The organism is Gulosibacter molinativorax (assembly GCF_003010915.2).
GTDB lineage: Bacteria > Actinomycetota > Actinomycetes > Actinomycetales > Microbacteriaceae > Gulosibacter > Gulosibacter molinativorax.
In genome coordinates this window covers 997,912-1,021,398 of record NZ_CP028426.1, presented here as the reverse complement: position 1 = coordinate 1,021,398, position 23,487 = coordinate 997,912, and the positions used below count along the sequence as shown (strand labels likewise).

The following is a 23,487-nucleotide window of genomic DNA, read 5'->3' as shown; positions in this document are numbered from 1 at the left end:
TCCTCATTCCCCGACGTACGATTGGGTGGCAAGCATGCGCTGGTGCCAGACATGCAAAGCGAGAGCCTTCACCTGCGCCCCTTCCAAGCGCCCCGTGGGGAGCACACGTTCAAGCTCCTCACGTTCCGCACTCCTCGGGAGGATCAGACGAGGTAGAGAAGCAGCATGGCGGCGTACCTCCGCGTCCGAAGACTCGGCGAGAATCTCCACGAGCAGATCGGAGAAGAACGCGATCGGAGCCTCCTCCAGCTCTCCCAACAGCTCGCTGATCTCAGACGGCGAGAGCATGGTTCCTAAGATGCCCGTGACGATGTGGGCACGTTCTTCTGTGGTCGGGAGCCAAGGGAATGCACGCATCCGGCCGGGGCGACGCAATGGCGGATACACTTTTGAGAGGTCGTTACCTGTGATGATCACCGGCACCCGGCGCAGCGACCGATCACCTGCACGGGTAGGGCTGTCTGCCAGGTGCATGAGTTGCGCCAATACTTGCTGATGGTTCACCGTCGTGGTGCTCTGCGCCCACTCGCCGACGGTCGTATCAAAGTCATCGACCACCAATACCGTCGGTGTGCCCTCGTCGATCCGATGGCCAGCATCCTCATACGTTTCAAGGACAAGCTTTCCCGGCATCCCCGCCCGGTCGCTTTCCAGATCGGCAGCATTAATCGAAACTGGGAGGACGCCTCGACGTTCGAGATGCGTGCGAACCTGGAAACTTTTCCCGTCACCAGGACGCCCGAAAATCCCGAGCACCAGCGGCCACGCTTGCACGCCGGTGTAGTTAAAGACCAAGTGCTGGTCTATCGCGTATGAAAACCGTTCCGGAATGCACACATCCTGAACTGTGGAACCCATGCCTTCTCCTTCTACACTTCGTGGACTCTGAGGGAACCACACACCACTGACATTCCCGACATGCGCGGCACCGATCTCAACACGACCCAGTACATCGGAGCCTCACATCTCTACTCTGTTCAGCCTAGCGATCTCACACCCCGACTAGAACGAATTCCCGATGCCCAAGACACGCTGACCAGGTGACACGAAGAGACTCTCATGTTCCTCATTCACGACAGTTGATAAAGGTTCGCTAGCTTCCGCACACCGTTCTCCCCAGGCAGTACCCCGCGCACCGCCGCGTTTTGTTCTGAATGGTAACCCGAAGCCACCAAACCCCAGAGAGAGCGCTCAGGCGTAAAAAGACCCACCAGCACTCTCAGAATCCCAGAAAGCCGCCAACATTCAAGGAATCACACCCCACGCTTACCCTAGGTGTCTGGTAATTGCGGAACTTCTCCCCTTTTTGGCTGTCCACAATGACACAGAACCTGACAGTCAGCCCGATTCCCTCACGGAAGACCACTCGTTTTCTTCCGAATGAACGCAGGCTACGAATTCGTAGACGAGACGCCCCTGGTTGTTCTCTCCCTAGATGCCGCGACACAGCGGCAGCGCCGAGGCCGTAAAGGCTCCGGCCTGCTGGCCCACGAGGAGTCGGGTCTCAAGGGAAGCTTGGATCGCCGCTTGCTGGATCGCAGCGGTGGCGCGCTCGAGTTCCGCTTCGGAGTCAGCGGAGACAGTGATGAGGCCGGTGTAGCGGAGGACGCCGTGACCGGCGATCAAGTCGGACTCCTGCCGCAGCACGTCCTGGTACTCGGCGGTCTGCTGAGCATCTTCGATCTGCCCGACCTTCGCGCGCTGCGCGGCGTCGGAGACATACTCGGTGCGGAGCTTACGGATGCTCCGAGCGGCCTGGTCCGAGCGGATCGGGTCGCAGATCAGGGAGAAGCTGCGGCGGATCCCGCTGGAGAGCATCAGCGGAGCAAGAAAACCTGGGTAGACCTGGGATCTGGGCCAATCTGACACCCAGAGCACGGCGTGGAAAGCGCTGTCCGTACGGAGCCTGCTCCAGCGCTCATCGACAGCGACCGGGCCCGCTGTGGCGAGGTCCTGGCCGAGATCGCCGGAGCGATCGAGTGCGGCCGCGACTTGCGGGTCGTAGGCCGTGCGGAGCATCACGGCGAGTTGCCCGGGCCCGTACCAGAGGGAGGGGCGCAGGTCCGCAGTGCGCAGGGCGCTGGTGAGGGTCGTCATCTCCTGCCGGAGGACCGCGGCAGCGCCTTTCATTCCGCGCCCGGCGGAGCGGATCGCGCGGGCGGCAGCCTTCATATCGAGCGCGAGGGAAATGGTGGTGACGTGGCGTTCCCCAGCCGGGCCTGCACGGTCGATGAGGTCTTGATAGACGCCCGCGACCCAGGAACCGTCGTTATGACCGTGACTGCTCCACCACTGTGTGAGCCCGGTGCCCGAGTCGGGAAGCGTCCGCTCGAGAACTTGCAGTCTGGCTACGTGGTTTGACCGGCACGCGGTGGCGAGCACGCGACCCCAGGCGTGCACGCGGCGCTCTTGCTCGCCGGGGTCGAGGAGCACGAACGCGGGGTGGCTGACCTCGAGCACGGCGGTGAGGGTCGCCCGGTGCGGATCGTGCACCATGACGGCTCCGCTGTCTGGGTCGAAGTGCATGCGCAGGCTCGCTGCGTCGCCGGGGAGCGCAAGCGTTCCGGCGGGCCGGGGTTTGGTGACGCGTTTGCGGTAGACGGTCTGCTTCGCGGCGACGCGTGCCGCCCAGTGCCCGGTGACGGGGAGCCAGTCGATCGCGGGCCTGCCCGCGACGGGTACCCAGGTGAGTGCCACGACCGATGCCCAGGCGGGGCTTGTCCAGGTGATTGCTTCGCCGCCGCCGAAGTAGAGGGCTGACACGAGGATCGTCACCGCGATGCTTGCGGTCACTAGCTGCGGCCCGGTCAGGCCCAGGAGCATGCCTCGCCGGGAGACGCGGGAGAACTTGACGGGGTGGAGCTCGAACTCGTCACTCATCACGATTCCTCTCTCACGGCTTCACGGACGGTGCTGGCGGTGGGGTCTCCGGCGGCGGGGACGTTTTCGGTGGTGGCGGGGGCTGCTGCCCGCCCGGGGCATCTCCGTGTCGTGCTGGCGGAGCGGCAGGCACCGTGGGTGTTGACGGCGGTGGCGGGGTCGTGGATTCTTGCGCGGCCCCGGCATGGTTGGTGGCGGCTCCGCCGATCGCGTTGCCGAGCTTTGGGCCGGCTTCGGCGGTGGCCTTGACGACCTGTGCGCCTACGATCACCGCGGCGGCAGGTCCGGCTGCTGCGGCACCGCCCGCCGCCGCTCCTCCACCAGCTGCGGCACTTCCGCCTGCAGCCCCGCTGCCTGCAGCTGCTCCCGTCCCGGTCCCTGCGGCGCTTCCCTGCGCCGCACCGCCTGGTGGTGGAGGGCCGCCTCCCGGTGGGCCTCCACCTGGTGGGCCTCCGCCCGGCGGTGGGCTTCCGCCGTTGTCATTCAGCACGGAGTCCGGTGAGGCGTTCTTCGGCGTGGTGGGAAGGGGCACTGGGCGGTTGAGAGCTTGTTTCGCTTCCTGCTCGGCGCTCATCGACTGGTACAGGTCGAAGCCGAGGAACGACACGAACTTGTACGTCATGTACGGCGCGAATCCGGCGATCGCCATGAGCACGATCCCTGCGATCGGATCTGACAGGGCGGCGAGGTCGAAGTCGATGGGGGCGTTGACCTGAGTGATCGCGACGAGGAACACGACGGTGATGACGAGCTTGGAGGCGATCAGGGCGATCACGAACCCGATCCATTTCCCGAACCAGCCGCGCGTCACGTCCCATGCCGCCCCGGACAGGGCGATGGGGGCGAGGACGATCGCGACGAGCAGGAGGGCTTTGCGGATCAGGAGGGAGAACCACACGATCGCGGCGGCAGCGATCGCGAGCGCCCCGAAGAAGATCATCACGATCGCACCCACACCGGGGGAGGCGATCGTGAGGCCGGTGAGCCCGGCGACAAGGACCCCGATCTTGAGGCCCATGTCCTCGAGGGTGTTGCCTGTGGCGTGAATGATGCCGATGCACAGCTGGTCGACGATCTCCAGCAGTAGCCCGGTGAGGCCGATCACGAGGAAGCTGCCGAGCACGGATTTCGCGAGCCCGAGCGCTGCGCGACTGAGCGCGCCCGGGTCACGGCGGACGAGTCCGGTGATGAGCTGGATGAGGAAGAAGCCGAGCATGAAGAACACCGCGACTCCGAAGAGGATGTTGTACACGCCGACGTAGCCTGGGCTGCTGACGTCGACGAGGGTGGTCTGGTCGAACACCGCCCACACGCCCTCGAACATGAGGGCCGCGGTGGAGCCGATGGCCTGCGCCAGCCACTCGAACGGTGCGGTCACCAGGGAACTTGCCGTGTCGCCGACGACGTCGCACACCGTCGACAGCACCGGCACATCGCACAGGCTCATCCGCCCTCTCCTTCCGTTTCGTTCGGGTGTGCGGTGCTATACGGACTGGCCGACGTTCCAGAAGAAGTTCACGAAGGTGACTGCGCCGCCGCAGATCACCGCGGCCGCGCAGGCGATGAGCACGCCCGTCTTGCCCCGGCCTGCGAGGTGGGGGTTGGAGGAGTTCGAGCCGACGGCCCACACGATCGCGGAGATGATGAGGGCAAGCACGGCCAGCACCAGTCCGATGGTCATCACCGCGCCGACGATGGTGCGCAGCTGCGCGATCCCCGGCAGGCCGGAGTCGTTCGGGGTGATGTCGACCTGCGCGGGCAGGGATGCGAGGAACAGGGCGGATTCGGTAAGAGTCATGGGTGCCTCCGGGCGGTGGGATCGAGCGTGCGTGCCCCTGGTCGGGGCCGCATGCCGAGAGGTGCCCTCCCGCTTCCACCCGGCCGAGTGCTCGGGCTGAGCGCCGCTGCCTGCAGAAGGGAACCCGGAGGGTGCGGGCTACAGGTTGCTGCCGACGCGGATCAGGAAGTTCAGCCAGGCGACACCCGCCCCTGCGAGGGCGGCCGCGGCGATCCCCACGAAGAGACCGGCTTTCGCTTTCGCGACACCGGTGTGGCTGCCGTGGGAGGACGCGACGGCCCAGGCGATCGCACTGACGAGGATCATCAGCACGGCCACGACCAGCACGACCGTCAGCAGTGCGCCGAGAACGGCCTGGAGGCCGGCGCCGCTGGTCGCGCTGAAGTCCGGGTACACGTCCATCAGCGCCCTCCGTATTCGTGGTCGGGGTTCATCGGGTGCAGCTCCGCACACTCGTTGACGGGTCGGTGACGCCCTCGGCGCCGTGCTCGGAAAGCCACGCGTCCGGATCGACCGCGGGGGATTCCCACCCGCCGGGATGCACCTCGAAGTGCAGGTGCGGGCCAGTCGAGTAGCCTTCGGAACCGACGTCGGCGACGTGCTGGCCCGCGCTGACGCGGTCCCCGGTGCGGACGTGATAGCCGTGATCCCACATGTGCGCGTACAGGGTGACGACCTTTGCGCCCGCGATGTTGTGCTCGATGACGAGGATGTTGTTCCACCCGGGCCGGTTCCCGGCCCACAGCACCACCCCATCGGCCATCGACAAGATCGGCGTGCCGTCGGGCGCGGCGAAGTCGATGCCGTAGTGCATACGGAACAGGCCCGGCTGCAGCGGATCCTCGCGCATCCCGAACGGGCTGGTCTTGACGTAGCTGCCCTCGGGCATCGGCACCACGATCCGCGTCGTGGGTGCGATATCCCCGGACGCCGGAGCCTCCCCGCCACCGCCGGAGGAGGGAACCGTGAGAGCGGTGAGGATCGCCTCGGCGACCGGCTCCCAGTTCGCGTACCGATCCGGGAACGCACTCACCTCAACCGCTTGCGCGACCTCGCCCCGGGTGAGCTGCTGCCAGTTCGGGATGTCGAGAAGCCCCCGCGGGGAGGGATAGTTCGGGCCGTTCGGGCCGCCGTAGAACGCCTGCGCCTGATAGGTGACGCTCATCAGCTGTGCGACAGTGCCCCACCCGGCCTGCGGGCGCATCTGGAAGATCCCGAGGCTGTCATGATCCGACCCCACCCCGTCGTTCGGGTAGTCGGCCGATTCCGGGTAGACGGTATTGGCGAGCATCCGCATCCGGGACTCCGTCAGCCCCGCCATCAGCGCGATGATCACGCCCTCTCGGCCCACCTCGTCGATGCTCGCGCCGATCTGGATCACGGTGCGCGCGTGGGTGAGCTGCGTCTTGTTCAGGACGACCTGGACACCGTCACGGGTGGTCGCCACGAGCTCGTCGGGCACCTCGGCGACCACGGTCAGCGACGATACGGTGCAGGCCGCAGCTTGCAGCACGGCAGGGTTCGCGATCAGCGCGGGAGCGACCAGCACCGTCACCGGGCCCGCGAATAGGACCCCGGCGAGCAGGAGCGCGAGCTTCTTCATCGCCCTACTCCAGAGGTGTGCCCAGGCCGGACAGGCGCAGCAGGTGGCAGCGGTCGGCCTCGGGCGGGCAGAGCACGAACACGGTGAACGCGACCTCGTGACTCGAGGAAGCGTCTTCCCCGTTCCACACCCCGGAGCGGTGCCGTTCTCCGCGGATGGTCACCGCGACCGTTCCCTCGGCCAACTGGCCGGAGGCGTCCTCGAGGATCTGCGCCCACGATCCCGGTACTTCGGCGCTGTCGATGGTGAGCTGCTGCCGGGTCTCGTAGCCCAGCAGCTGCCGCCACTGCTCCTGGGTGGGGAAGTAGTTGCCCAGGTCAGCGACCAGCCCATTGCCCTCTTCTCCGGCTGGTGCGGCTTCGTCGGCGAGCACTTGGAGGTAGTCGGAGTGGTCGATGCCGGAGGAGGTATCCCAGGTGAACAATGCCTGAGCGATCTCCCGCGCGTAGTCGACCGGATCCGCAGACCCTCTCACCATGGGGAGCGCATCCGACCCCCTACCGGGGTCGGTGCTTCGCGGTGCGGAGGTCTCGGAAGGGTCGGAAGGGTCAGCGGAGGTGCCGGGGCCGCGGATGAGCCCGTAGATGCCGACGCCGATCAGCAGCAGGCCGATCGTGCCTGCGGTGATGACGACGATCATGAAGCGGCGTCGAGCTGAGGGTTCCATACCCGCAGGTGCCCGGCCACTTCCACCCGGCGAGCGGCGGACGGGTCAGGCGGCGGCGCTACGAAGCCGGGTGGCTTCCTCGAGGAAGCCGACGGTGTGCTGCACCCAGTCGGTGAGCTGCTCCCATTGCTCGTCCGTGAGGGTCCGCGCCACCTCGGACGGGTCGTAGTGCAGCCACCAGGAGTCCAGCTCGGCGACCATCCCCGTCAGCGCGCGCGGCGAGTAGATGCGGATCGCCGCCTGGCGGCGCCCATCGACCACCCTGGTTGGTTCGCCAGGTGGCGACTGCTCGGCGGCGGTGACCCGGCGGAGGGCTTGCCGGGCTGCTTCTCTCACCTGTGACGGCTTCCCGGTGACAGGCAGAGCCTGCAGCTCCCGATGCGCGAGATCCCGCGCTGGTGCCGGGAGTGAGTCGTCACCTGCGATGAGCTGCAGCCGCTCGGTGTCCTGCACGGTCTTCACCCGCAGATAGTTCGGTTCGACCGGCCCGTACGGGTCGATGCGGGAGATCGCCTCCTCGACGGCTCGCCGCACGCGCTCCGACTGGTCCGGGTCGGCCTGCAACTGCAGCAGCTCCACGATATGCCCGAGGGTGTAGTCGGAGCGGCGGCCGGTGACCACCAGCGCCGCCCGCTCGGACGCGTGCGTGCGCCGCCCAGTGGCAGATGGTGCCGGTGCACCAGAATCTGGTGCACCAGGTGGTGCGCCGAAGCGGGTCGCCTGCTGCCGCAGTGCCGCGTCCTCGGCGAAGATCCGCCGCAACTGGTCGAAGAACCGGGCCTGCTCGATGCGGGTGTAGGGCTTGCGGTTCTCGTTCTCCTGCTGCTCGGCCAGCAGCAGCTCGAGCTCGCTGGTGATATCGGTGCGCACCCACACATCCACGGTGCGCAGCCCCAGGGCGCGGGCGGCTTGCAGGCGTCGACCTCCAGAGACGACCGCGCCGGTGGGGGTGATCGTGATGGGCTGCACGAACCCGATCAGCCGGATCGACTCGGTGAGCGCACGCAGGTCGCCGTAGTCACTGCGGATACGGTGCCCCAGCACGAGATCATTGATGTCGCGGGCGGTCTCGAAGTAGTTCTCACCCATCTCGACCCCCTGATCCGGGGGCGGCGAGGGCGATCTCGACGATGAGGTCATCGTCCTCGAGGAGGGTGTCGATAGTGTCGTAGTTGAGGAGCCGGATGAGGACTCCTTTGCGGGTGGGCCGCCCGGGCTGCGTCTTTCCTCCCAGGAGGACGCGGAGGAGTCCTGGCCAGCACGCAGTGGGGAGCCCGAATCGGGCGGGCATGTCCGTCTCTTTGCGGAGGATCTCGCGGGCGTTCTTGAGGCTGCCCGCATCTCCGGTGCGGGACAGGATGTAGTCGACGGCGATGTCGGTCGCTTCGCCCGGCCAGCCCAGACCGATCAGGAGGTCGACGATGTCGGCGATCGCTTCCCGGAGCCGCAGCACCTCCTCGTCGCAGGGATCCTCGGACTCGTCTTCGTCGGGGAGTGGTGCCCGGTCGTAGAGCCAGTCGCGGTCACCGGCGCGGGTGGGTGCATCGATGAAGGTGCCGCCCTTGCGGGCGCGTGCGGCGGAGATCAGCAGCCGGTCGCCCATGGTCTCGGACACGATACTGCGCTGCACAGCCCGGGTGATCACACCCCACGGGTCGGTCGCGGTGATCACGCCGCGAGAGCGCATCGCCACGAACGCCGCGTACCCGGCGTCGGCGGGGTCACGGTGCCATTTGCGGGCCAGCCGCCCGTACTTCTCGATCACATACTCCAGCAGTGCCGCCGCCTCACGATCCTGCTGCCACGCGTGGGGGCCGGCCTCGTGGAGCCGCAGCAGCAGGCGTCGGAGCCCCTCCGGGGTGGTGAACTCCGGCGGGTGCGGCTCCAGGTGCGGTGGGTGCTGTGTCGTGGTCATGGTCTCGCTCCTCCCTTGCGGGGAGGTGCCCCGGTGCTCCCTCCCAAGCCCTGCGAGAGTGCCGGGCCAGGGAGGGGCGGGGTCAGGTGCCGTTCACAGGCGAACCGTTTCCGGTGCTGCAGGTTCTGCCCCGGTGCGGGTCAGACGCGCGGTGATCGAGTGGCCAAGTCGCGCACCGGCTGCGCGAGAGTCGGCGATGGTGGCGCGGGCGTTCTCCCGTGCCCACTCGTGCGCGCGCTTGTTCCACTCCACCCCGCGCTCGCCCACCCGTGCGGAGACTCGTGCGAACAAGTCGGTGGGGCGAACCCACTCGATGCGGGCGCGCGGATCGTCGCCAGCGGTACCGGCCACCGTTTCCTCGAGGGGATCGTCCGGGTTCAGCGATGGATCGAAGTGGCGTCGCAGCATCCATGAGCTCTCCGGGTCCTGCTCCGGCCTCTCACCTGCAGCAGGGGGAGAGGTTGCGGTCTCCGCGGGCCGGGTCGCGTGGGGGTCGTTGATGTCAGGGTCGGTCATGGTTCCTCCTCAGTCGGGGCGGGCGGATCGGGGTCGGGTCGTAGTTCCTCTGCGGGATCGGGCGCGGTGGCGGGGGCCAGCCATCGGCCGACGGTGGAGGGATGCACGCCGAGCCGGGAGGCGATCGTCCGGTTGGAGATCCCCTCCCGAGACCATCGGATCGCCTGTTCCACGGCCTGGTCTCTTGCATCCGAGCCCGACCCGCCGCCGGGGCGCGTCGCGTCGGCAGTCGCTCCCTGCGCAGGTGGTGGCGTCTCGGGGCTCTCGCGGTCGGCGGCAGGCTCGGTCGCCGTGAGCGAGTCAGCTCCTGGGCCGGATGCGGGCGGAGTCGTTGCTGCAGCCGCAGATACAGGGTGATCGGGCCTCGCTCCGCGGGCGTCAGCGCTCACTGCTACCGAGGCGTTCACGGGAGGTGCCACCTTGCTCGTGCTCTCGACAGACAGAGCGACCGCACCTGTCGGCGATACCGGATGGTCGGGTGTGGTGGTTGACGGTGCGGTGGTGAGGCGTCGGCCGAGCTGCACCGTGAGGTGCGTGGCAGCCAGCAGTACCAGCGGTGGCACCGCGGCGACCGATGCGGCCAGGATCGGCGGAAGGTCGGAATCGGTGGCGACCAGCGCATGCATGCAGTTCGCGGTCACCGACACCGCAGCCCCCGCGATCAACAGCGCCCACGGGTACAGGGTCGCGCGGGGGCCGTGCCGCGCCAGGGCGACGATCGCGACCGTGGCGACGACGATCATGCCGTCGACGATCACCGGCCACATCCAGGCCTGCACCGGGTCGATCCCGGCACGTCGGGCGAGATCGGTGAGCGTGGTCGCCGACAGCCAGAACGCGCACACGTCGATCAGCGCGGTGCCAGCCCGGGCGACACCGACCGCCCACCTCCCGGATGGTTGCTGCCCCTGCACCACCGCGGTCATAACGCGATCCGTTGCTCTCCGGCACCCACCCCGCCGCTGGCTACGGGGGCCGCGAGTCGGGTGGAGCGCTGCGCGGACTGGATCGTGCGCACCGCCTCAAGCTCCTGCAGCCCCGCCCGGACAGCGCCCTGCGCGAGGGTCTCCCACTGTTGCGTCGACACCGTCCCGGTCTCTGCGAGGCGGCACGCGGCCCAGAACAGCGACCGGTTCCGATTCCCCTCCGGCCGCCCTGCCATCCAGTCCGCCAAACGTTCCGCATCCCATCGCGGCCCCTGCCCGGAGCGCTGCGGCCCCGCTGTCGCCTCGAGCTGCACCGTGCGGGCGGGCCGGAGTACCGATTCCAGCCGCCACCCCGCCACTGGAGCCGGACGCGCTCCGGTGGCGACCACCTCGTAGGAGCGCACCGACCCGTCACGGGTACGTACCCGGGACGGGGGAGCGAGGACGTAACTGCCGTTCGCGAGGAAATCGACGTGCGCGGTCGGCACCGCCCAGCTGCGCTGCTCGGGCGACGGGTTCGAGGGGAACACGACGTGCAGGCCCCCAGACGGCGAGCGCACGATCCGCTGCCACGAGTCGATCAGCCCCGCCTGCTCCACCTGCTCGAGCGCCGCGAACCCGTCACCGCCGGGATGCACGTCGATGTCGAGGATGTCGATACGGGATCGTGCCGCCCCAGTGACCAGGGCGATGTTCGCCTCCGGCTGCCACTGCCACCAGCGGTGGATCTGCGCCGGACTCGTGCTGGCATCCTTGAACCCTTGATGGGTCAGCGGCGCTTTCCCCAACGGCACGCACGGGAACACGGGAACCCCGGCGCGCGCGTAGTCGAGAGCCGCGCCCAATAGATCCGGTCCCCGCGCCTGCTCACTCACGGCTGCTCCGAACGTTGCAGCCTGTGCCAGGATGAAGGAGATGTTCGACACGCTCCCTGCCCCCTCGGCACACGACCGTAAACCGTCTGAACGGCGGCGTTTCAAGCCAGAGAGTCATTACATCGTCCTTCCGGTAGGCCGGAGCACGAACTTCCGCGTCCTCCCTGTCCCGTCAGGTGCACCGGCTATTCCACTCGGTGTCGTATTGCGGTGATCCGCCCCGGTAGACACTGGTGGGGGATACTCACCACTATCGGTCAGAGTTGCGGCAGCTCAATACCAGGCGGCGGAATTGACGACTCATCGGGAAGAACTGTCGCTCCACCGGCATCCGATTCCCTCTTTGCACGTGCTTTCGCCGGTGTCGCGCCGGCGTGTTTTCGGTAGGCGGCGATGGCATGGCTGGGGGAGGCCCACCCCACCTTCCGAGCCGCTTGACTCACCGTGAGTGTGGACGAGTGGATGAGAACGATGAACTCCGTGAGGCGCCGTTCAGATAGGAATTGCCGTGGTGAGGTGCCCACCTCTTCAGCGAAGATCCGTGCGAAGTAGCCCGGCGACAACATCGCTGCTTCTGCCAAGCGCGGCAACGTCCACTCCGCGGGCGGGCGCGTCGCGATGAACTCCAGGGCCCGACGCACACCGGGATGTTGTGCGTCAGGTATCTCCAGGGTGGCAGCCGCCCGTAGCTGTTCAGCGAACAGGCGATGAGGGTGGTCGCGGACTACCAGCGGGTCGACGATTTCCATGAGCTGTGTCGTGAGTGTCAGCATGCGGGGAAACGGATTCCGATCCAGGCTCTGCCCGTCCTGGCCTTGGAGACGCATCGCGGCATGGAAGATTCGCTTCACTCTGCCCGCTTCTGACCTGCTGGGGTGCAGGACAATGATCGGTCGGCTCAGCGCCACCGCAATCGCTCGTACCCGCGCCCGTCCTGCCAGAGAACGGCGTGCGTGCCGCCACGCCACTGCATCCAGCAACAGGTCTTGATCGATCATCATCATGCTGATGCGTAACGGGCGAGAAGGGGTGTAATGGAACTCCGCCTCAGGCTCGAACACCGCCATGTCTCCTGCGCGCACTTCATGACGGCCATGCCGATGTGTCAGCGTTCCCGCACCCCGCTCGACCAGCACCACTGTGACAACTTTGCCAAGTCTGCGGGTGTGCGCTGAGAAGTGCTGCTCCGTCAGGAAACGGAGGGGCACCGCGACCGTGGCCGCCGGCTCAGCCCCATCAGATAGCCGAGCGATACGTCGGAGACGCGACGCGTTTCAAGCCAGCTCAGCAGATCGATGAAGGAGGGAAACGTCACCCCACCGACTCTACCGATCGCGGGTGACGCGGCGCAGGATTATGACTTTGTTGGTATGGAACAGGCCAGCGGATGAATGTAAACGCGCCACCCCAATCATCGCGGTGAGCGTCCGAGGATGCCAGTGTTCGTGGCCGTGGGCGCCGCGTCAAGGCACACGAAAACTCCTCCCCGAGTCTCACCCCACAGGCGTGGCCGTTGAACGAGGACTTTTCGTTCTTCGGCCTTGACACAGCACCCCCGCCCACGAGTCCGGAAAAGCAGGAAGGGGCACCACGAGGCGGAACCAGCCGCCCGGCCCCAATCCGGAATCGAAGGAACCACCATGACCACGACCACGATCGCGTTCACCCGCCCGACCCCCTCCGCAGACGGTCGCACACTCCACAGCACCACGACCGTCGTGGAGCGGGAGGACGGCTCCCGGATCGAGCTGGACATCTCCACCAGCCACTGGAAGGGGCGAGGCTACCGAGCCACCGCGACCCGGCAGCACGCCGACGGGTACACCCGCCGCATGTCGCTCAGCTTCGGAGCCGACAGCGACACCCGCACCCTCCCCGCCATCGACGGTGCCCCGGCCTCCACCGCGCGTTTCAACCGGAACGTCCTCGCCGACCTCCACGCCCGAGTGGTCGAGGAGGTCGCCGCAGCCGCTGCCGAGTGGACGTCGTGGGCTGCTGACTGCGCCGCCGCCCGCGACTAACCCCGCACCATTCCCGGGCCGTGGCGACACCGCCCCGGCCCGCCCCACCAGCATTCCGACAGACAGGAACCGTCATGACCTCCATACCCGCACCCGACCCGGCCAGCATCCCGTTCAGCGTCGACCCCGAGCGCACCGCCCGCGTTCTGCTCGCCGCCGCTATCGAACCTGGAAACATTGACCTCGGCAGGCTCATCCGCACCCACGGTGCCATCACCCTGCTGCGCCTCCTCTTCACCGACGCCGCAAGCCTCCCGCACACGGACTTCGCCGTCCTCACCCGCCTCAGAGACCGCGCCGTTCCTCTGCTCACGACCGAGCACACCACCGGGATCCTCCAGGCGATACGCGACGCCGACCTCTCTGTCATCACCCCCGCAGACCACTGCTGGCCGCACCAGGTGAATGATCTCGGAGATGCCGCCCCGATCGTTCTGTTCGCACGCGGCGACCACGAGCTCCTCACCGAGCCCGGGCTCACCGGCATCTGCGGTGCCCGTGCCGCCACCGGCTACGGAGCGTACGTCGCCACGGAACTCACGGAAGGTCTTGTAGCTCACGGGGATGTGATCGTCGCCTCCGGCAGTTACGGCATCGCCGCCGACGCACACCGCGCGGCCCTCACCGCAGGCGGAAAGACGATCGCGGTACTCGCCGGAGGCCTCGACCGCCCTTACCCGTCAGGGCATCACGACCTGTTCGACCGGATCGTGCGAGCCGGAGGTCTCCTCCTCTCCGAAGCCCCGCCGACCCTCGCGCCGACCCGGTGGCGGTTCCAGCGCCGCTCGCGTCTGCTCGCAGCCCTCACGCACCGCATCGTGATCGTCGAAGCCGGTGCCCGCTCCGGAACCCTGCGCCTCGCCGAGTACGCCGCCGAACTCGGCACGCCCCTCGGCGTCGTTCCCGGCCCGGTCACCAGCGCCGCCTCCACCGGATGCCACCTGCTGATCCGCGACCACGGTGCGAGCCTCGTCACCGGCCCCGCTGACGTGATCGCCCTCGAGCACACGAACACTGTGACTCCGGAGCGCAGCGACTATCCCGCGCTGGACAGTCTGACCGCGCTCAAAGCGGACTGGGAAGACGACCCGCACCTCACCCCCGCGCAGCGGCGCATGTTGCTCGCGCTCAGCGACGAGGAAGTCCAGGACGCCCTCACCCAGGCGGCGCGCACCGTCCAGGACGCCTTCTACTCCCTCTTCGACAGCGTCCGCAGCGACACCACCCAGACGCTGCTCACCCGCCACGGCGCAGACACCTGAGCCGCAGGGTGGTCGCCGTGCGGTGCGGCGGCCACCCTGGGTTCGTGCGGGCGAGGAGCCGCATCCGGGAAGCGTGGCCGGTTCAGCGGAGGCCGCTGCGCGGCCACGACCAGATCACGGGCGTCGGCTTCGCCGGCACCCAACGGAGGGGAGTGTGCGGGGCCGGGCGCACCTTGTCAAGGCACACGAAAACTCTCCGCTGAGCAGATCACGAGCGGGCGTGGCCGTGGTTCGGAGACTTTTCGTTCTTCGGCCTTGACAAGTCACCCCCGCCCCCTCGGATCCGAGAAGCAGTGAAAGGAACACAGGAGCCCACCATGAACCTCACCGTCACGATCCACACCCTCCCGGACTGTGTGAACTGCGAGCGAACCGAGCAGTTCCTCACCCACTCCGGCATCCCCCACGACAGCACCCCACTGCCCGAGACCGGCCCGATCCGAGACCTCATCACCGAGCACGGCTACCAGAGCGCCCCCATCGTCACCGTCACCGACGACACCGGGAAGCTCATCGACCACTGGGCAGGCCTGCGCCCCGACCGCATCCTCGCCCTCAAATCCACCACCCGCTGAACAGGAGACCCCGATGGCGTTCCTCATCACCCGCGACTTCATCACCGGCAAGCACGAAGAAGGCTACGGCGTGGACGTCCAAGGCCCCCGCACCGCCCGCTCCAGCATCCTTACCCGTCTGGAAGCGGGGGAGGGGGAGGCGTTCCGGATGCTCGACGACGACGGCTACGTCTACTATCACGGCCGCTTCCTCGACGACAGCGACGCCGAAGCCTACGTCGGCGAGGCCGATTTCCAGCCCCTCGACTGCTACGGCACCCCCAACGCCGGAGCCGTCACCATCCAGTACCGCGACCCCGCCACCGGCGCGTGGACCGCGCTCTAACACCCCTCAAGAAAAGGAACTTTCTCATGCGACTCACTCTCGACCACGGCGGACGCCCCACCGACCTCGACCTGGGCGACACGTCCGAGCAGACCGGCGTCGAGTACGGGCAGCTGTTCTCCTACACCATCGACGGGAACCCGCGCATCGAACTCGGCCAGTTCACCCCCGCCACCCAGCAGTGGGAACCCGTCAACCCGCTCACCGTCTCCGTGCCCGATCTCATCGCCGCCGACGAAGCCGAACAGGAGGGCAACTGACCATGAAGATCACCATCAGCGGCTACCCGCTCCCCGCACCGATCACCCTCGACGCCGATATCGACGATTACATCTTCGCTGACGGCTGGCTCCTCGCCCACGACGACGCCCAAAAGCTGATCGAGGCCTGGTGCGACGCCCCCACTGACCTCTCCCCGGACGGGAACGATGATGTGCGCCGCACCTGGAGCTACAGCGAACTCGGCCTGTTCGTCACCGTCCTCTACCTCGACGGGGAACTGAGCATCGACCACTGGGAGTCCGCCGAAGGCAGCGAAGGCTACGACATCTACAGCACCACCACGATGCCGTTCGACTTCACCATCCACCCCGCGAGCCGTGCGGAGGCGGCACGATGACCGCCCGCTACCAGCCGGAACAGTTCACCGACTCCGGCTGGCCCACCGGCACCCCCGAGAAGAAAGCCCACTTCGTGAACGCCCTGATCCGCTTCATCGACGCCGGATACCCCGAACACCAGTTCACGCAGGCGCTCTACGAAGGCCTCCACAACCACGGCTACTTCGGATTCATCGCCCACTACAACCGGCACGGCTTCTACGACGAGAAGTTCTCCACCCCCGCACGCCAGCAGGAGTTCCTCACCGACCTCACCTGGGCATGCGAACGCGAATACGACAGCGACCGGCACGACCTCTGGGGCGATGTGAAGACCTACCTCGCCGACCACTTCCACAACGCCCCGACCACCCTGTTCGACCACCTGTTCCAGGAGCAGCCATGACCAGCACCACCGCTATCGCCCGGCAGGTCGCCGAGACCGCCTACCTCGCCGACCACCCCAGCCCCGACACCGGCGCGTACGAACCGATCATCGAAGACTACGAGCAGCTCGCCGCGTTCATCGAAGACGGCATCCGCGCCTACCTCACCCACCTCGCCGATGCCGCCGTGCGGGAAGAGCGAGCCGCGCAGATCGCGAGAGACACGATGCTCCGCTACGACGTCGAGACGATCCGCGACCTGACCGGCACCTCGGAACTGCTGTCGATGCTGGAAGCCGCCGCCCGGCACGCGCTCACCCAGACCGGAGCGGCAGCATGAACGCCCGGACAGCTCCCGGCGGGCAACTCGCCTTTGACCTCGACGCGATGATCCATGAGGCCGACGTACAGCAGGCTCCCGCCTGGGAAGGCGCGCCCCTGCACTTCACCGCCGACTACTACGCACCCGATGACCTCACCGCCGCATTCGAGCGATGGGTGTTCGAGCACGGGAACTTCGGATGCCTGCAACGCTCCCACATGTGGCACCCCGGCTACACGACAGCTGAGGCCAACACCGCCACCGTCGGGCACGAACTGCGTATCTTCGACGTCGACCTGCGCTGCACTCACTACCGCGAGGACTGCTCCTGCGTCGGCGGACTCCTCACGCGCGGGATTTGCGCGCCGTGCCGCTGGCACCTCGACGGCAACGAAGCCACCATCGTCGAGGCCTGGCACGACCACGCCTGGCCCGGCTGGCGGACCCTCCCCGTCATCCCCGCCAGCATCGCGAAGACCGACGACCAGAACCGGCCGACGAAGAAGTACCGGGCATGGATCGACGAGCACTATCCCGCCGAGTGGCAGCTGCCCGGCGCCCCGATCATCACCGAACGCCAACCGTACGGCACCCGCCACGTTCCCGGCCGCAGCCCCTGGCAAGGCTTCGACCTCTCCCACACCGCCCTCACCACCGAACCCCAGGAGTAATCATGACCACGACCACCGACCACGAAGACAACATCGCCCGCGTCGACGCACACACCATCGCCGTCGCCGCCCTCCTCCCGTTCCCCGTGGAACTCGAAGCGGACATGGGCGGCACCTTCGCCCTCCACATCGAACTCGGCACCCGCGGCACCGACCCCGGCGACCCGGCCGATACCGCAGGCGTCGACCCCGACCCAGACAACGGCCCCCTCGACTGGTGGCTCGACATCGACGGAGGCTGCGAGACGATCTGCTCCGGCCTCACCATCGACGCCGACCCCGCCATCGTCGCCGCCTGGATCACCGAACAGGCCCGCCTGCACGACTGCCCCGCCGCACGATAACCCCACCACCCCAGCACGCGCCCGCGAAAGGAACACACCCGTGAGCATGGACACCATCATCACCGTCGACCGTCTGCCCGAAAGCCACGCCGAGGCCGAACGCATCGCCGCGCAACTGCAGCGGCTCGCCGAAGCGTTCGACCTGCCAGATCCCGATATCAGCGTCTGGGTCGACGACAGCGGCACCCTGGGAGATATCCGCCTGGGCTGCTACCACCACTCCTACCAGATCGAGGGGCTCGCGACCCTCGCCCGCATCCTCTCCCGCCTGATCCCGGATGAGGTCCGCATCGAGGAAGAAGGCCTCCACGACGACTTCTGGGCCGAAACCCACACCTACCGTGCCGGACGCCGCATCCGCTCCGGCACCAAGGAATGGGTCGAGCACGACGTCACCGAATAAGTGACGGTGGCGGGGCGAGGACACCTCTCCGCACAACCTTGAGGAGAACCGTACATGTACCGCTCGCCCCGCCCCGCCCGCCTTCGCCCGCAAACGCTCCCGGCCGCGCTCCTCGCCGCCACCGTCATCTGCGGGGTCGTGATGGTCACCATAGGCTGTTCGGTCTCGTCCCCGAACCAGGCTCGCCTTGATATCGGCGGCGATCTCGAGCTCACCGTCGAGCTCGCGGAGACGTCAGAGCAGCAGCGCACCGGCCTCGCAGGGCGCGCGAGCCTTGAACCCGGCACCGGGATGCTCTTCCCCTTCGACCCGGCGGGCCCGCAGCGAGTATGGATGGCAGGCATGAGCTTCCCCATCGATATCGCCTGGATCCGAGACGGTCGCATCCTCGCCACGGACACCCTTTCCGTCTGCATCACGCCCGACCCAGACGACTGCCCCCGCTGGGACTCGCCGGGCGACGTCGACGCACTCCTCGAAACGATCGCAGGTGCGCTCGACGCCATCGAACCGGGCACCCCTGTCCGCACCACAGACTGACCGAACATCGGCGGAGAACTCCGGGCACCTTCCCAGTGTCAGTACCGAACAGTAGAATAGATACCGAGGAGTTGATCATGGCCACTACCGCGCGCACCGCGCTCACCGCCACGCAGCGGGCAGAGCTGGCGAACATCCGCGCGTCCTGGGCCGTTGAAGGACAGCACGTCACCGCTACGGAGATGGACGTCCTCGAACGCGTCGCCACCGGAGAACTCGACCCTCATACCGCGTACACGCTCATGCACGAGCAGGACGCCCCCGCGCACAGCTGACCCGGGCGGCACGCGGTGACCCTGTTCGAGAACTGGGGCGACTACTGGTGGCCCGGCCAGTACGAAGAGTGCCTGCGCAACATCCTCCACGACACGACCACCGCCGGGCGAGAGATCCACGACCCCGACGAACTCGAACGCATCGAACGCCGCCTGACCACCATCCGCGCCGCCCAACTCATCCACGACCCCACCCACGTCGACCAGACCTTCACCCCCGGCCACTATCACGCACTGCATCGCTGGCTGTTCCAAGGCGTCTACGAATGGGCTGGCCTCCCGAGAGTCGTCACGACCCTCAAAGGTGACAGCCGTTTCGCGGATCCGGAAGACATCGACAGGCTCCTCGCGCTCGTGCACGACAACCTCGGCGACCCCGCACGCTTCCAGGGCGCGCCGCGCGGCGAGTTCCTGGACGCGCTCACTCAGACCTTCACCGGGTTGCTCATGATCCACCCCCACCTCGAGGGGAACGGACGCACGAGCCGCCTCTACCTGCAACAGATTGCGGCGCGCGCCGGATACCAGATCGAATGGACGCAAGTACTTGCACCCGTCCTCGTCGATGCAACCATCGACGCGTTCCGGCTCGAGCCCGACGCCCTGCAACACGTCCTCCGCAACATCGTCCACCCGTTGCACGACACCGACCCCGCAGAGCATCTTCGGCAGCGCATGCGCGAGATGCCGCCGCCCGGCACTCCCGCCCCGCACGCGCCACCGATGCAACCCCCGCAGCAGCCCGGCGGGGGAGCGTACCCCACCCCGACCCGCCGCCCCTACGACCACGGCAGCCCCGAGGACCACACCCTCGGATTCTGAGCCGGCCCGATCACAGGGAACCCGGCAGACGGTGGGAGCATGCCGGAGCAGAGCCGCCCCGCGCGGCGGCCGGACCCCGGGAGACCCCTCCTACCGCGCCCAGCGTACCGTCAGCCCTCGGACGCAGCCCGCTACCCGAATCCAGCACTCACCGCCCGCCCCACGCATGACCTCTCGCAGCGCCCACACTCAGAGCCCCGTACAGCCAGCCCGCAGCGCAGCCCAGAGCAGCTCCCGCATGCCTCTCACGAGGCCAACCAGCTCGCCCACACCTCTTGCATCCGAGGTGGTATGGCCCCTGATAGTATGGTGCCTTATGACAAGTGTACTGGATGCGAAGCATCAACTGCTCCACGACCGAACCGGGGGAGGAGGATCCGCTGACCTCGTCCTCGGACTGCTCACCACCGCCCGCATGATCGACACCGCCTGCGCCGCCCTCTTGAACGAGTACGGCCTCTCAGAAGGACGCCTCGCGGTCCTCCTCGCCGTGGCCGAGACACCCGGATCGACACCCGCCCGCATCGCAGACCGCATCGGCGTCACCCGCGCGACCATCACCGGCCTGACCGACGGACTCGTCACCGCCGGCCTCCTCTCCCGCGGTGCAGACCAGCGCGACCGCCGATCGCTCACCTTGCACATCACCACAGCGGGGCAACAGCTCATCGACACGCTCGCCCCGCAATACGCGAGCTGGCTGACCGACATCGTGCGGGGCGTTGCGCGCGACGACACCTCCGCAACGATCACGACCCTCACCGCCATGCAACGCAACCTCGCGGCGATCCCATGACGACGCAAGCAAGCCCAGACGATGCGCATGCCGAAGCCGTGCAATCAGGACGCGCCGAGGCGCGCACCCTCACCGAGATCCTCAAGGTCGACCACGGACAGCTCCTGCAACACGTCCTCCCATCCGCGCCAGCGGACTTGCGCGATGCGGCGCAGGAAGCGGGATCGCTCGGCATCCTCACCCGCATGCAAACCATCGGCGCCGCACTCCAATCGCACCTCACGCACGACGCGTGTGTCGAACTTACCCGGCACCCCTCGGACACCGTCCGCGGCTGGGGCTGGTTCGCGCTTGCAGCAGCGCACCGTGCGGAGAAGCCAGGTGCGCTGATCCGCATCATGCGGCCCGCCGCGGACGACCCGCACTTCGGCGTGCGCGAATGGGCATGGATGGCGATCCGGCCCGCGCTCGCCGAGCAACTGCACGCGAGCCTGCACGCGCTCGCCGAGCTCACGGGCGACCCGTCCGAGCGCATCCGTCGGTTTGCGAGCGAAACCCTCCGGCCCCGGGGCGTGTGGGCCAAGCGCATCGACACTCTGAAAACTGACCCCGACCTTGGACTCGTGATCCTGGAACCGTTGCGATCCGACCCCTCACGCTATGTACAGGACTCCGTCGCGAACTGGATCAACGACGCATCCAAGACCCGCCCAGACTGGGCGATCGCACTCGCCGAACGATGGCGCCTTGAAAGCCCGACACCGCCTACCGAGCGCATCGTGTCGCGCGGCCTCCGCTCACTCCGCAGACATTCCGGCGACTAGAAAACACTCCGGATTCTCGTGATGATGACTCGGGGGAAAGCGGCGATGAGCACCGCCGCGATGAGGATGAAGGAACGGGCTCGGACGGCCCGGCCAGACCGCGACCTGAGCGAGCGGCATGTGCACGCAGATGCGTGAGCGTCGGGGCAGTTCAGCCCACCCCAGCAGCCGAGCGCCGGGTTTGATCCGCCGACTGTCACCTTTCTGTCACCAAGACTCGGGAGAATGGGTGTTGGACTTCGAGGAGCGGTGACAATGGGTAGCGGCACGCGGATCCTCGTCGTGGAGGATGAGGTGAGACTGGCTGAGCTGCTACAGCGTGGGCTGACAGGGGAAGGCTACCTGGTCGACGTCGTGCACGACGGGGCGAGCGCGCTGAACTATCTGGAAGCTGGCTGCTACGAAATCCTTGTCCTTGACCGGGATCTTCCGATTCTGCATGGTGATATCGTGGCGCGCACCTTGCGGGATCGAGGGAGCCCAGTGCGGGTGCTCATGCTCACCGCAGCCGCCGAGATCACCGATGAGGTCACTGGACTCAATCTCGGAGCCGACGACTACTTGGCCAAACCGTTCGACTACGAGGTACTGCTTGCGCGCCTCACAGCCATCCGGCGGCGATTGCGCTCTCCCAGCGGTGGCTACGAGCACGCCGGAATCAGACTGGAACCAGGATCGCGGCGCGTCTGGTGCGACCAGCTTCCGCTGCATCTGCGGCCGAAAGAGTTCTCAGTGCTCGCGGAACTCGTCAAAGCCAGAGGCGAGGCCGTGCGTTCCGTCTCACTGTTCGACGCGGTATGGGGTGACCAGCACGGCACCGATGAAGCCGTGGTGAAAACAGTGATCCATTCGTTGCGAAAAAAGCTCGGACACGAGCGGATCGCCACGGAGCACGGCGTCGGATATCGGGTGGTGTGACGTGCGCAAGCTGTGGGCGAAACTGAGCTACCGGACGCAGCTCACCGTCATGATCGCGACCGTGATGCTGGTCGGCGGCGTCACGCTGCTTGTTGTGCAGTATGTCGTGCTCCAAGCACTGCTCTCAGAAGCGGTGACGGTGCAAGACAACATGATTTCCGATGTCGGCGAGGTATCCGGTGGCACTCCGACCGACGACGACGGCACTGCTGTATTGCAGCACGGGCCGCGATGGATGCAGGCTGATCCGATCGTCGCAGAGGTACTCAGAGGAGTTCAGCTGTGGTCTGGTGCGCTGCTGCTCGTGTTCGTAGTGCTCGCCATTCTCGGAGCATGGCTGGTGTCACGGCAGGCAAGTAGACGTATCGCGCGCGTGACGGAGGCAACGAACGCGATTACGGAGCGTGACCTGTCACAACGGCTCGCTCTTCCCGGACCAGATGATGAAATCAAGCAGCTTGGCACCGCCATCGACAGCATGGTCGCACGGTTGGAGAACGCGTTCACTCGGCAGGAAGCGTTCATCGCCAACGCATCGCACGAGTTTCGTACACCGTTGGCGACATCGCGGATGGCACTGCAGCTTGCCGTGAGACAGGAACGCGTACCGGAGGACCTCCTGCCTGAGGTCGAAAGCGTACTGGCATCGAACCGACGCATGGAAGAACTCGTGGGAGCGCTACTGATTGTGGCGCAGTGTCGTGCCGACGCGGAGCTGCCCCAGCAAGAGGTCGATATCGTGGCGCTCATACCCGAGGTGGTGCGTGAGAGTTCCAGCTTGGGAGAGCAGACCCAACTCACCGTTGAGACCCTGCTGCCGGAACGCCCCCTGGTCATGAACGCGAACAAGCCGCTGCTGCGCACCTTGTTTGCGAATCTGGTGGGTAACGCGATTCGCCATAACACTCCCGGCGGCTTCGTGCGTATCGAACTCGGTGCTGATTCCGAGTGCGTCCGATTCGAGATCACAAACTCCGGTGCCGACAGCTTCGACTCGACGACCGTCGGACGGTTGACTGAGCCGTTCCACCGAGGTGAACGATCCCGGCTCCGCAACGACGACGGCAGCGAAGCAGGCACAGGGCTTGGGCTTGCGCTCGTCGAGAGCATCACATCCTTACACCGCGGCTCTCTCGAGCTCATTCCGCGCACAGGCGGCGGGCTACGCGTCCTGCTGTTGCTCCCGCAGCATTGATTCCGGCTCCCGCTCGTTCCGGCGGCACGGGTGGCTCTGCAACCCCTGCTCGCCTGGTGACAGAAAGGTGACAATCGGCGTCACACTGA

The 23,487-nt window shown here is 67.0% G+C and carries 31 protein-coding genes; 18 read left to right on the top strand and 13 right to left on the bottom strand.

Annotated elements, in window-relative coordinates:
* Positions 1 to 3 precede the first annotated feature (3 nt).
* The 13 genes from GMOLON4_RS04890 to GMOLON4_RS04830 all read right to left on the bottom strand — a co-directional run bounded on the left by GMOLON4_RS04890 (position 4) and on the right by GMOLON4_RS04830 (position 12,319).
* The gene (locus GMOLON4_RS04890; RefSeq protein ID WP_051265891.1) at positions 4 to 858 is read right to left on the bottom strand and encodes an AAA family ATPase; all 855 of its coding nucleotides are present in this window, start codon (positions 856 to 858) and stop codon (positions 4 to 6) included.
* A gap of 573 nt (positions 859 to 1,431) precedes the next feature.
* Complete coding sequence (locus tag GMOLON4_RS04885) at positions 1,432 to 2,880, bottom strand: SCO6880 family protein (RefSeq protein ID WP_026935704.1); 1,449 nt, start codon at positions 2,878 to 2,880, stop codon at positions 1,432 to 1,434.
* 13 nt (positions 2,881 to 2,893) lie between these two features.
* Positions 2,894 to 4,327 carry a conjugal transfer protein TrbL gene (locus tag GMOLON4_RS04880; protein WP_026935705.1) on the bottom strand — a complete coding sequence of 478 codons (1,434 nt, stop codon included), beginning with the start codon at positions 4,325 to 4,327 and terminating at the stop codon, positions 2,894 to 2,896.
* A 36-nt stretch (positions 4,328 to 4,363) separates the two neighbouring features.
* Positions 4,364 to 4,678: a DUF6112 family protein gene (locus tag GMOLON4_RS04875; RefSeq protein ID WP_026935706.1), complete on the bottom strand. Its 315-nt coding sequence runs from the start codon at positions 4,676 to 4,678 to the stop codon at positions 4,364 to 4,366.
* 138 nt (positions 4,679 to 4,816) lie between these two features.
* Positions 4,817 to 5,080: a DUF6112 family protein gene (locus GMOLON4_RS04870; protein WP_026935707.1), complete on the bottom strand. Its 264-nt coding sequence runs from the start codon at positions 5,078 to 5,080 to the stop codon at positions 4,817 to 4,819.
* 28 nt (positions 5,081 to 5,108) lie between these two features.
* On the bottom strand, positions 5,109 to 6,281 hold the full coding sequence (locus GMOLON4_RS04865; RefSeq protein WP_035731436.1) for a M23 family metallopeptidase: 1,173 nt from the start codon (positions 6,279 to 6,281) through the stop codon (positions 5,109 to 5,111).
* 4 nt (positions 6,282 to 6,285) lie between these two features.
* On the bottom strand, positions 6,286 to 6,948 hold the full coding sequence (locus GMOLON4_RS04860) for a hypothetical protein (protein WP_026935708.1): 663 nt from the start codon (positions 6,946 to 6,948) through the stop codon (positions 6,286 to 6,288).
* Positions 6,949 to 6,993: 45 nt separating this feature from the next.
* Positions 6,994 to 8,037: a ParB/RepB/Spo0J family partition protein gene (locus tag GMOLON4_RS04855; RefSeq protein ID WP_026935709.1), complete on the bottom strand. Its 1,044-nt coding sequence runs from the start codon at positions 8,035 to 8,037 to the stop codon at positions 6,994 to 6,996.
* Positions 8,030 to 8,863, bottom strand: coding sequence for a hypothetical protein (locus GMOLON4_RS04850; protein WP_026935710.1), 834 nt, complete (start codon positions 8,861 to 8,863; stop codon positions 8,030 to 8,032). Before GMOLON4_RS04850 ends, GMOLON4_RS04855 begins: the two co-directional genes overlap by 8 nt.
* A gap of 93 nt (positions 8,864 to 8,956) precedes the next feature.
* Entirely contained in the window at positions 8,957 to 9,379 is a 423-nt protein-coding gene (locus GMOLON4_RS04845) for a hypothetical protein (RefSeq protein ID WP_026935711.1), read from the bottom strand.
* Positions 9,376 to 10,305 (bottom strand): DUF2637 domain-containing protein, encoded by a 930-nt coding sequence (locus tag GMOLON4_RS04840; RefSeq protein WP_051265894.1) that lies wholly within the window; start codon positions 10,303 to 10,305, stop codon positions 9,376 to 9,378. The genes GMOLON4_RS04845 and GMOLON4_RS04840 overlap by 4 nt, the downstream gene beginning before the upstream one ends.
* Positions 10,302 to 11,231 carry a bifunctional DNA primase/polymerase gene (locus GMOLON4_RS04835; protein ID WP_026935712.1) on the bottom strand — a complete coding sequence of 310 codons (930 nt, stop codon included), beginning with the start codon at positions 11,229 to 11,231 and terminating at the stop codon, positions 10,302 to 10,304. The genes GMOLON4_RS04840 and GMOLON4_RS04835 overlap by 4 nt, the downstream gene beginning before the upstream one ends.
* Positions 11,232 to 11,437: 206 nt before the next feature.
* The gene (locus GMOLON4_RS04830) at positions 11,438 to 12,319 is read right to left on the bottom strand and encodes a helix-turn-helix transcriptional regulator (protein ID WP_146137500.1); all 882 of its coding nucleotides are present in this window, start codon (positions 12,317 to 12,319) and stop codon (positions 11,438 to 11,440) included.
* A 501-nt stretch (positions 12,320 to 12,820) separates the two neighbouring features.
* Between GMOLON4_RS04830 and GMOLON4_RS04825 the strand changes: the two genes are divergently transcribed.
* From GMOLON4_RS04825 to GMOLON4_RS04740, 18 genes are all read left to right on the top strand, one after another.
* Positions 12,821 to 13,201, top strand: coding sequence for a hypothetical protein (locus GMOLON4_RS04825; RefSeq protein WP_026935714.1), 381 nt, complete (start codon positions 12,821 to 12,823; stop codon positions 13,199 to 13,201).
* Positions 13,202 to 13,275: 74 nt separating this feature from the next.
* A complete protein-coding gene (locus GMOLON4_RS04820; RefSeq protein WP_051265897.1) occupies positions 13,276 to 14,463 on the top strand; it encodes a DNA-processing protein DprA in 1,188 nt (395 codons plus the stop codon).
* Positions 14,464 to 14,780: 317 nt separating this feature from the next.
* The gene (locus GMOLON4_RS04815) at positions 14,781 to 15,038 is read left to right on the top strand and encodes a thioredoxin domain-containing protein (protein WP_026935715.1); all 258 of its coding nucleotides are present in this window, start codon (positions 14,781 to 14,783) and stop codon (positions 15,036 to 15,038) included.
* Positions 15,039 to 15,051: 13 nt separating this feature from the next.
* Positions 15,052 to 15,363 carry a hypothetical protein gene (locus GMOLON4_RS04810; RefSeq protein ID WP_035731439.1) on the top strand — a complete coding sequence of 104 codons (312 nt, stop codon included), beginning with the start codon at positions 15,052 to 15,054 and terminating at the stop codon, positions 15,361 to 15,363.
* Positions 15,364 to 15,389: 26 nt separating this feature from the next.
* On the top strand, positions 15,390 to 15,623 hold the full coding sequence (locus GMOLON4_RS04805; RefSeq protein ID WP_026935716.1) for a hypothetical protein: 234 nt from the start codon (positions 15,390 to 15,392) through the stop codon (positions 15,621 to 15,623).
* A 2-nt stretch (positions 15,624 to 15,625) separates the two neighbouring features.
* Positions 15,626 to 15,982, top strand: a complete 357-nt coding sequence (locus GMOLON4_RS04800; RefSeq protein ID WP_026935717.1) for a hypothetical protein — start codon at positions 15,626 to 15,628, stop codon at positions 15,980 to 15,982.
* Entirely contained in the window at positions 15,979 to 16,368 is a 390-nt protein-coding gene (locus tag GMOLON4_RS04795) for a hypothetical protein (RefSeq protein ID WP_051265901.1), read from the top strand. The genes GMOLON4_RS04800 and GMOLON4_RS04795 overlap by 4 nt, the downstream gene beginning before the upstream one ends.
* Positions 16,365 to 16,688: a hypothetical protein gene (locus GMOLON4_RS04790; protein ID WP_026935718.1), complete on the top strand. Its 324-nt coding sequence runs from the start codon at positions 16,365 to 16,367 to the stop codon at positions 16,686 to 16,688. The genes GMOLON4_RS04795 and GMOLON4_RS04790 overlap by 4 nt, the downstream gene beginning before the upstream one ends.
* Positions 16,685 to 17,341 carry a DUF6349 family protein gene (locus GMOLON4_RS04785; protein ID WP_051265904.1) on the top strand — a complete coding sequence of 219 codons (657 nt, stop codon included), beginning with the start codon at positions 16,685 to 16,687 and terminating at the stop codon, positions 17,339 to 17,341. Before GMOLON4_RS04790 ends, GMOLON4_RS04785 begins: the two co-directional genes overlap by 4 nt.
* Before the next feature lie 2 nt (positions 17,342 to 17,343).
* Positions 17,344 to 17,685 (top strand): hypothetical protein, encoded by a 342-nt coding sequence (locus GMOLON4_RS04780; protein ID WP_026935719.1) that lies wholly within the window; start codon positions 17,344 to 17,346, stop codon positions 17,683 to 17,685.
* Between the two features lie 40 nt (positions 17,686 to 17,725).
* The gene (locus GMOLON4_RS04775) at positions 17,726 to 18,088 is read left to right on the top strand and encodes a hypothetical protein (protein WP_146137501.1); all 363 of its coding nucleotides are present in this window, start codon (positions 17,726 to 17,728) and stop codon (positions 18,086 to 18,088) included.
* A gap of 54 nt (positions 18,089 to 18,142) precedes the next feature.
* Positions 18,143 to 18,628, top strand: a complete 486-nt coding sequence (locus tag GMOLON4_RS04770; RefSeq protein WP_245575317.1) for a DUF192 domain-containing protein — start codon at positions 18,143 to 18,145, stop codon at positions 18,626 to 18,628.
* A gap of 77 nt (positions 18,629 to 18,705) precedes the next feature.
* Entirely contained in the window at positions 18,706 to 18,903 is a 198-nt protein-coding gene (locus GMOLON4_RS04765) for a hypothetical protein (protein WP_026935722.1), read from the top strand.
* A 15-nt stretch (positions 18,904 to 18,918) separates the two neighbouring features.
* Entirely contained in the window at positions 18,919 to 19,725 is an 807-nt protein-coding gene (locus GMOLON4_RS04760; RefSeq protein WP_026935723.1) for a Fic/DOC family protein, read from the top strand.
* A 316-nt stretch (positions 19,726 to 20,041) separates the two neighbouring features.
* Complete coding sequence (locus GMOLON4_RS04755) at positions 20,042 to 20,521, top strand: MarR family winged helix-turn-helix transcriptional regulator (protein WP_051265907.1); 480 nt, start codon at positions 20,042 to 20,044, stop codon at positions 20,519 to 20,521.
* Positions 20,518 to 21,285 carry a DNA alkylation repair protein gene (locus GMOLON4_RS04750; RefSeq protein ID WP_026935724.1) on the top strand — a complete coding sequence of 256 codons (768 nt, stop codon included), beginning with the start codon at positions 20,518 to 20,520 and terminating at the stop codon, positions 21,283 to 21,285. Before GMOLON4_RS04755 ends, GMOLON4_RS04750 begins: the two co-directional genes overlap by 4 nt.
* A 255-nt stretch (positions 21,286 to 21,540) precedes the next feature.
* Positions 21,541 to 22,203 (top strand): response regulator transcription factor, encoded by a 663-nt coding sequence (locus GMOLON4_RS04745; protein ID WP_035731441.1) that lies wholly within the window; start codon positions 21,541 to 21,543, stop codon positions 22,201 to 22,203.
* 1 nt (position 22,204) lies between these two features.
* A complete protein-coding gene (locus tag GMOLON4_RS04740; RefSeq protein WP_026935726.1) occupies positions 22,205 to 23,398 on the top strand; it encodes a sensor histidine kinase in 1,194 nt (397 codons plus the stop codon).
* Positions 23,399 to 23,487: the final 89 nt, after the last annotated feature.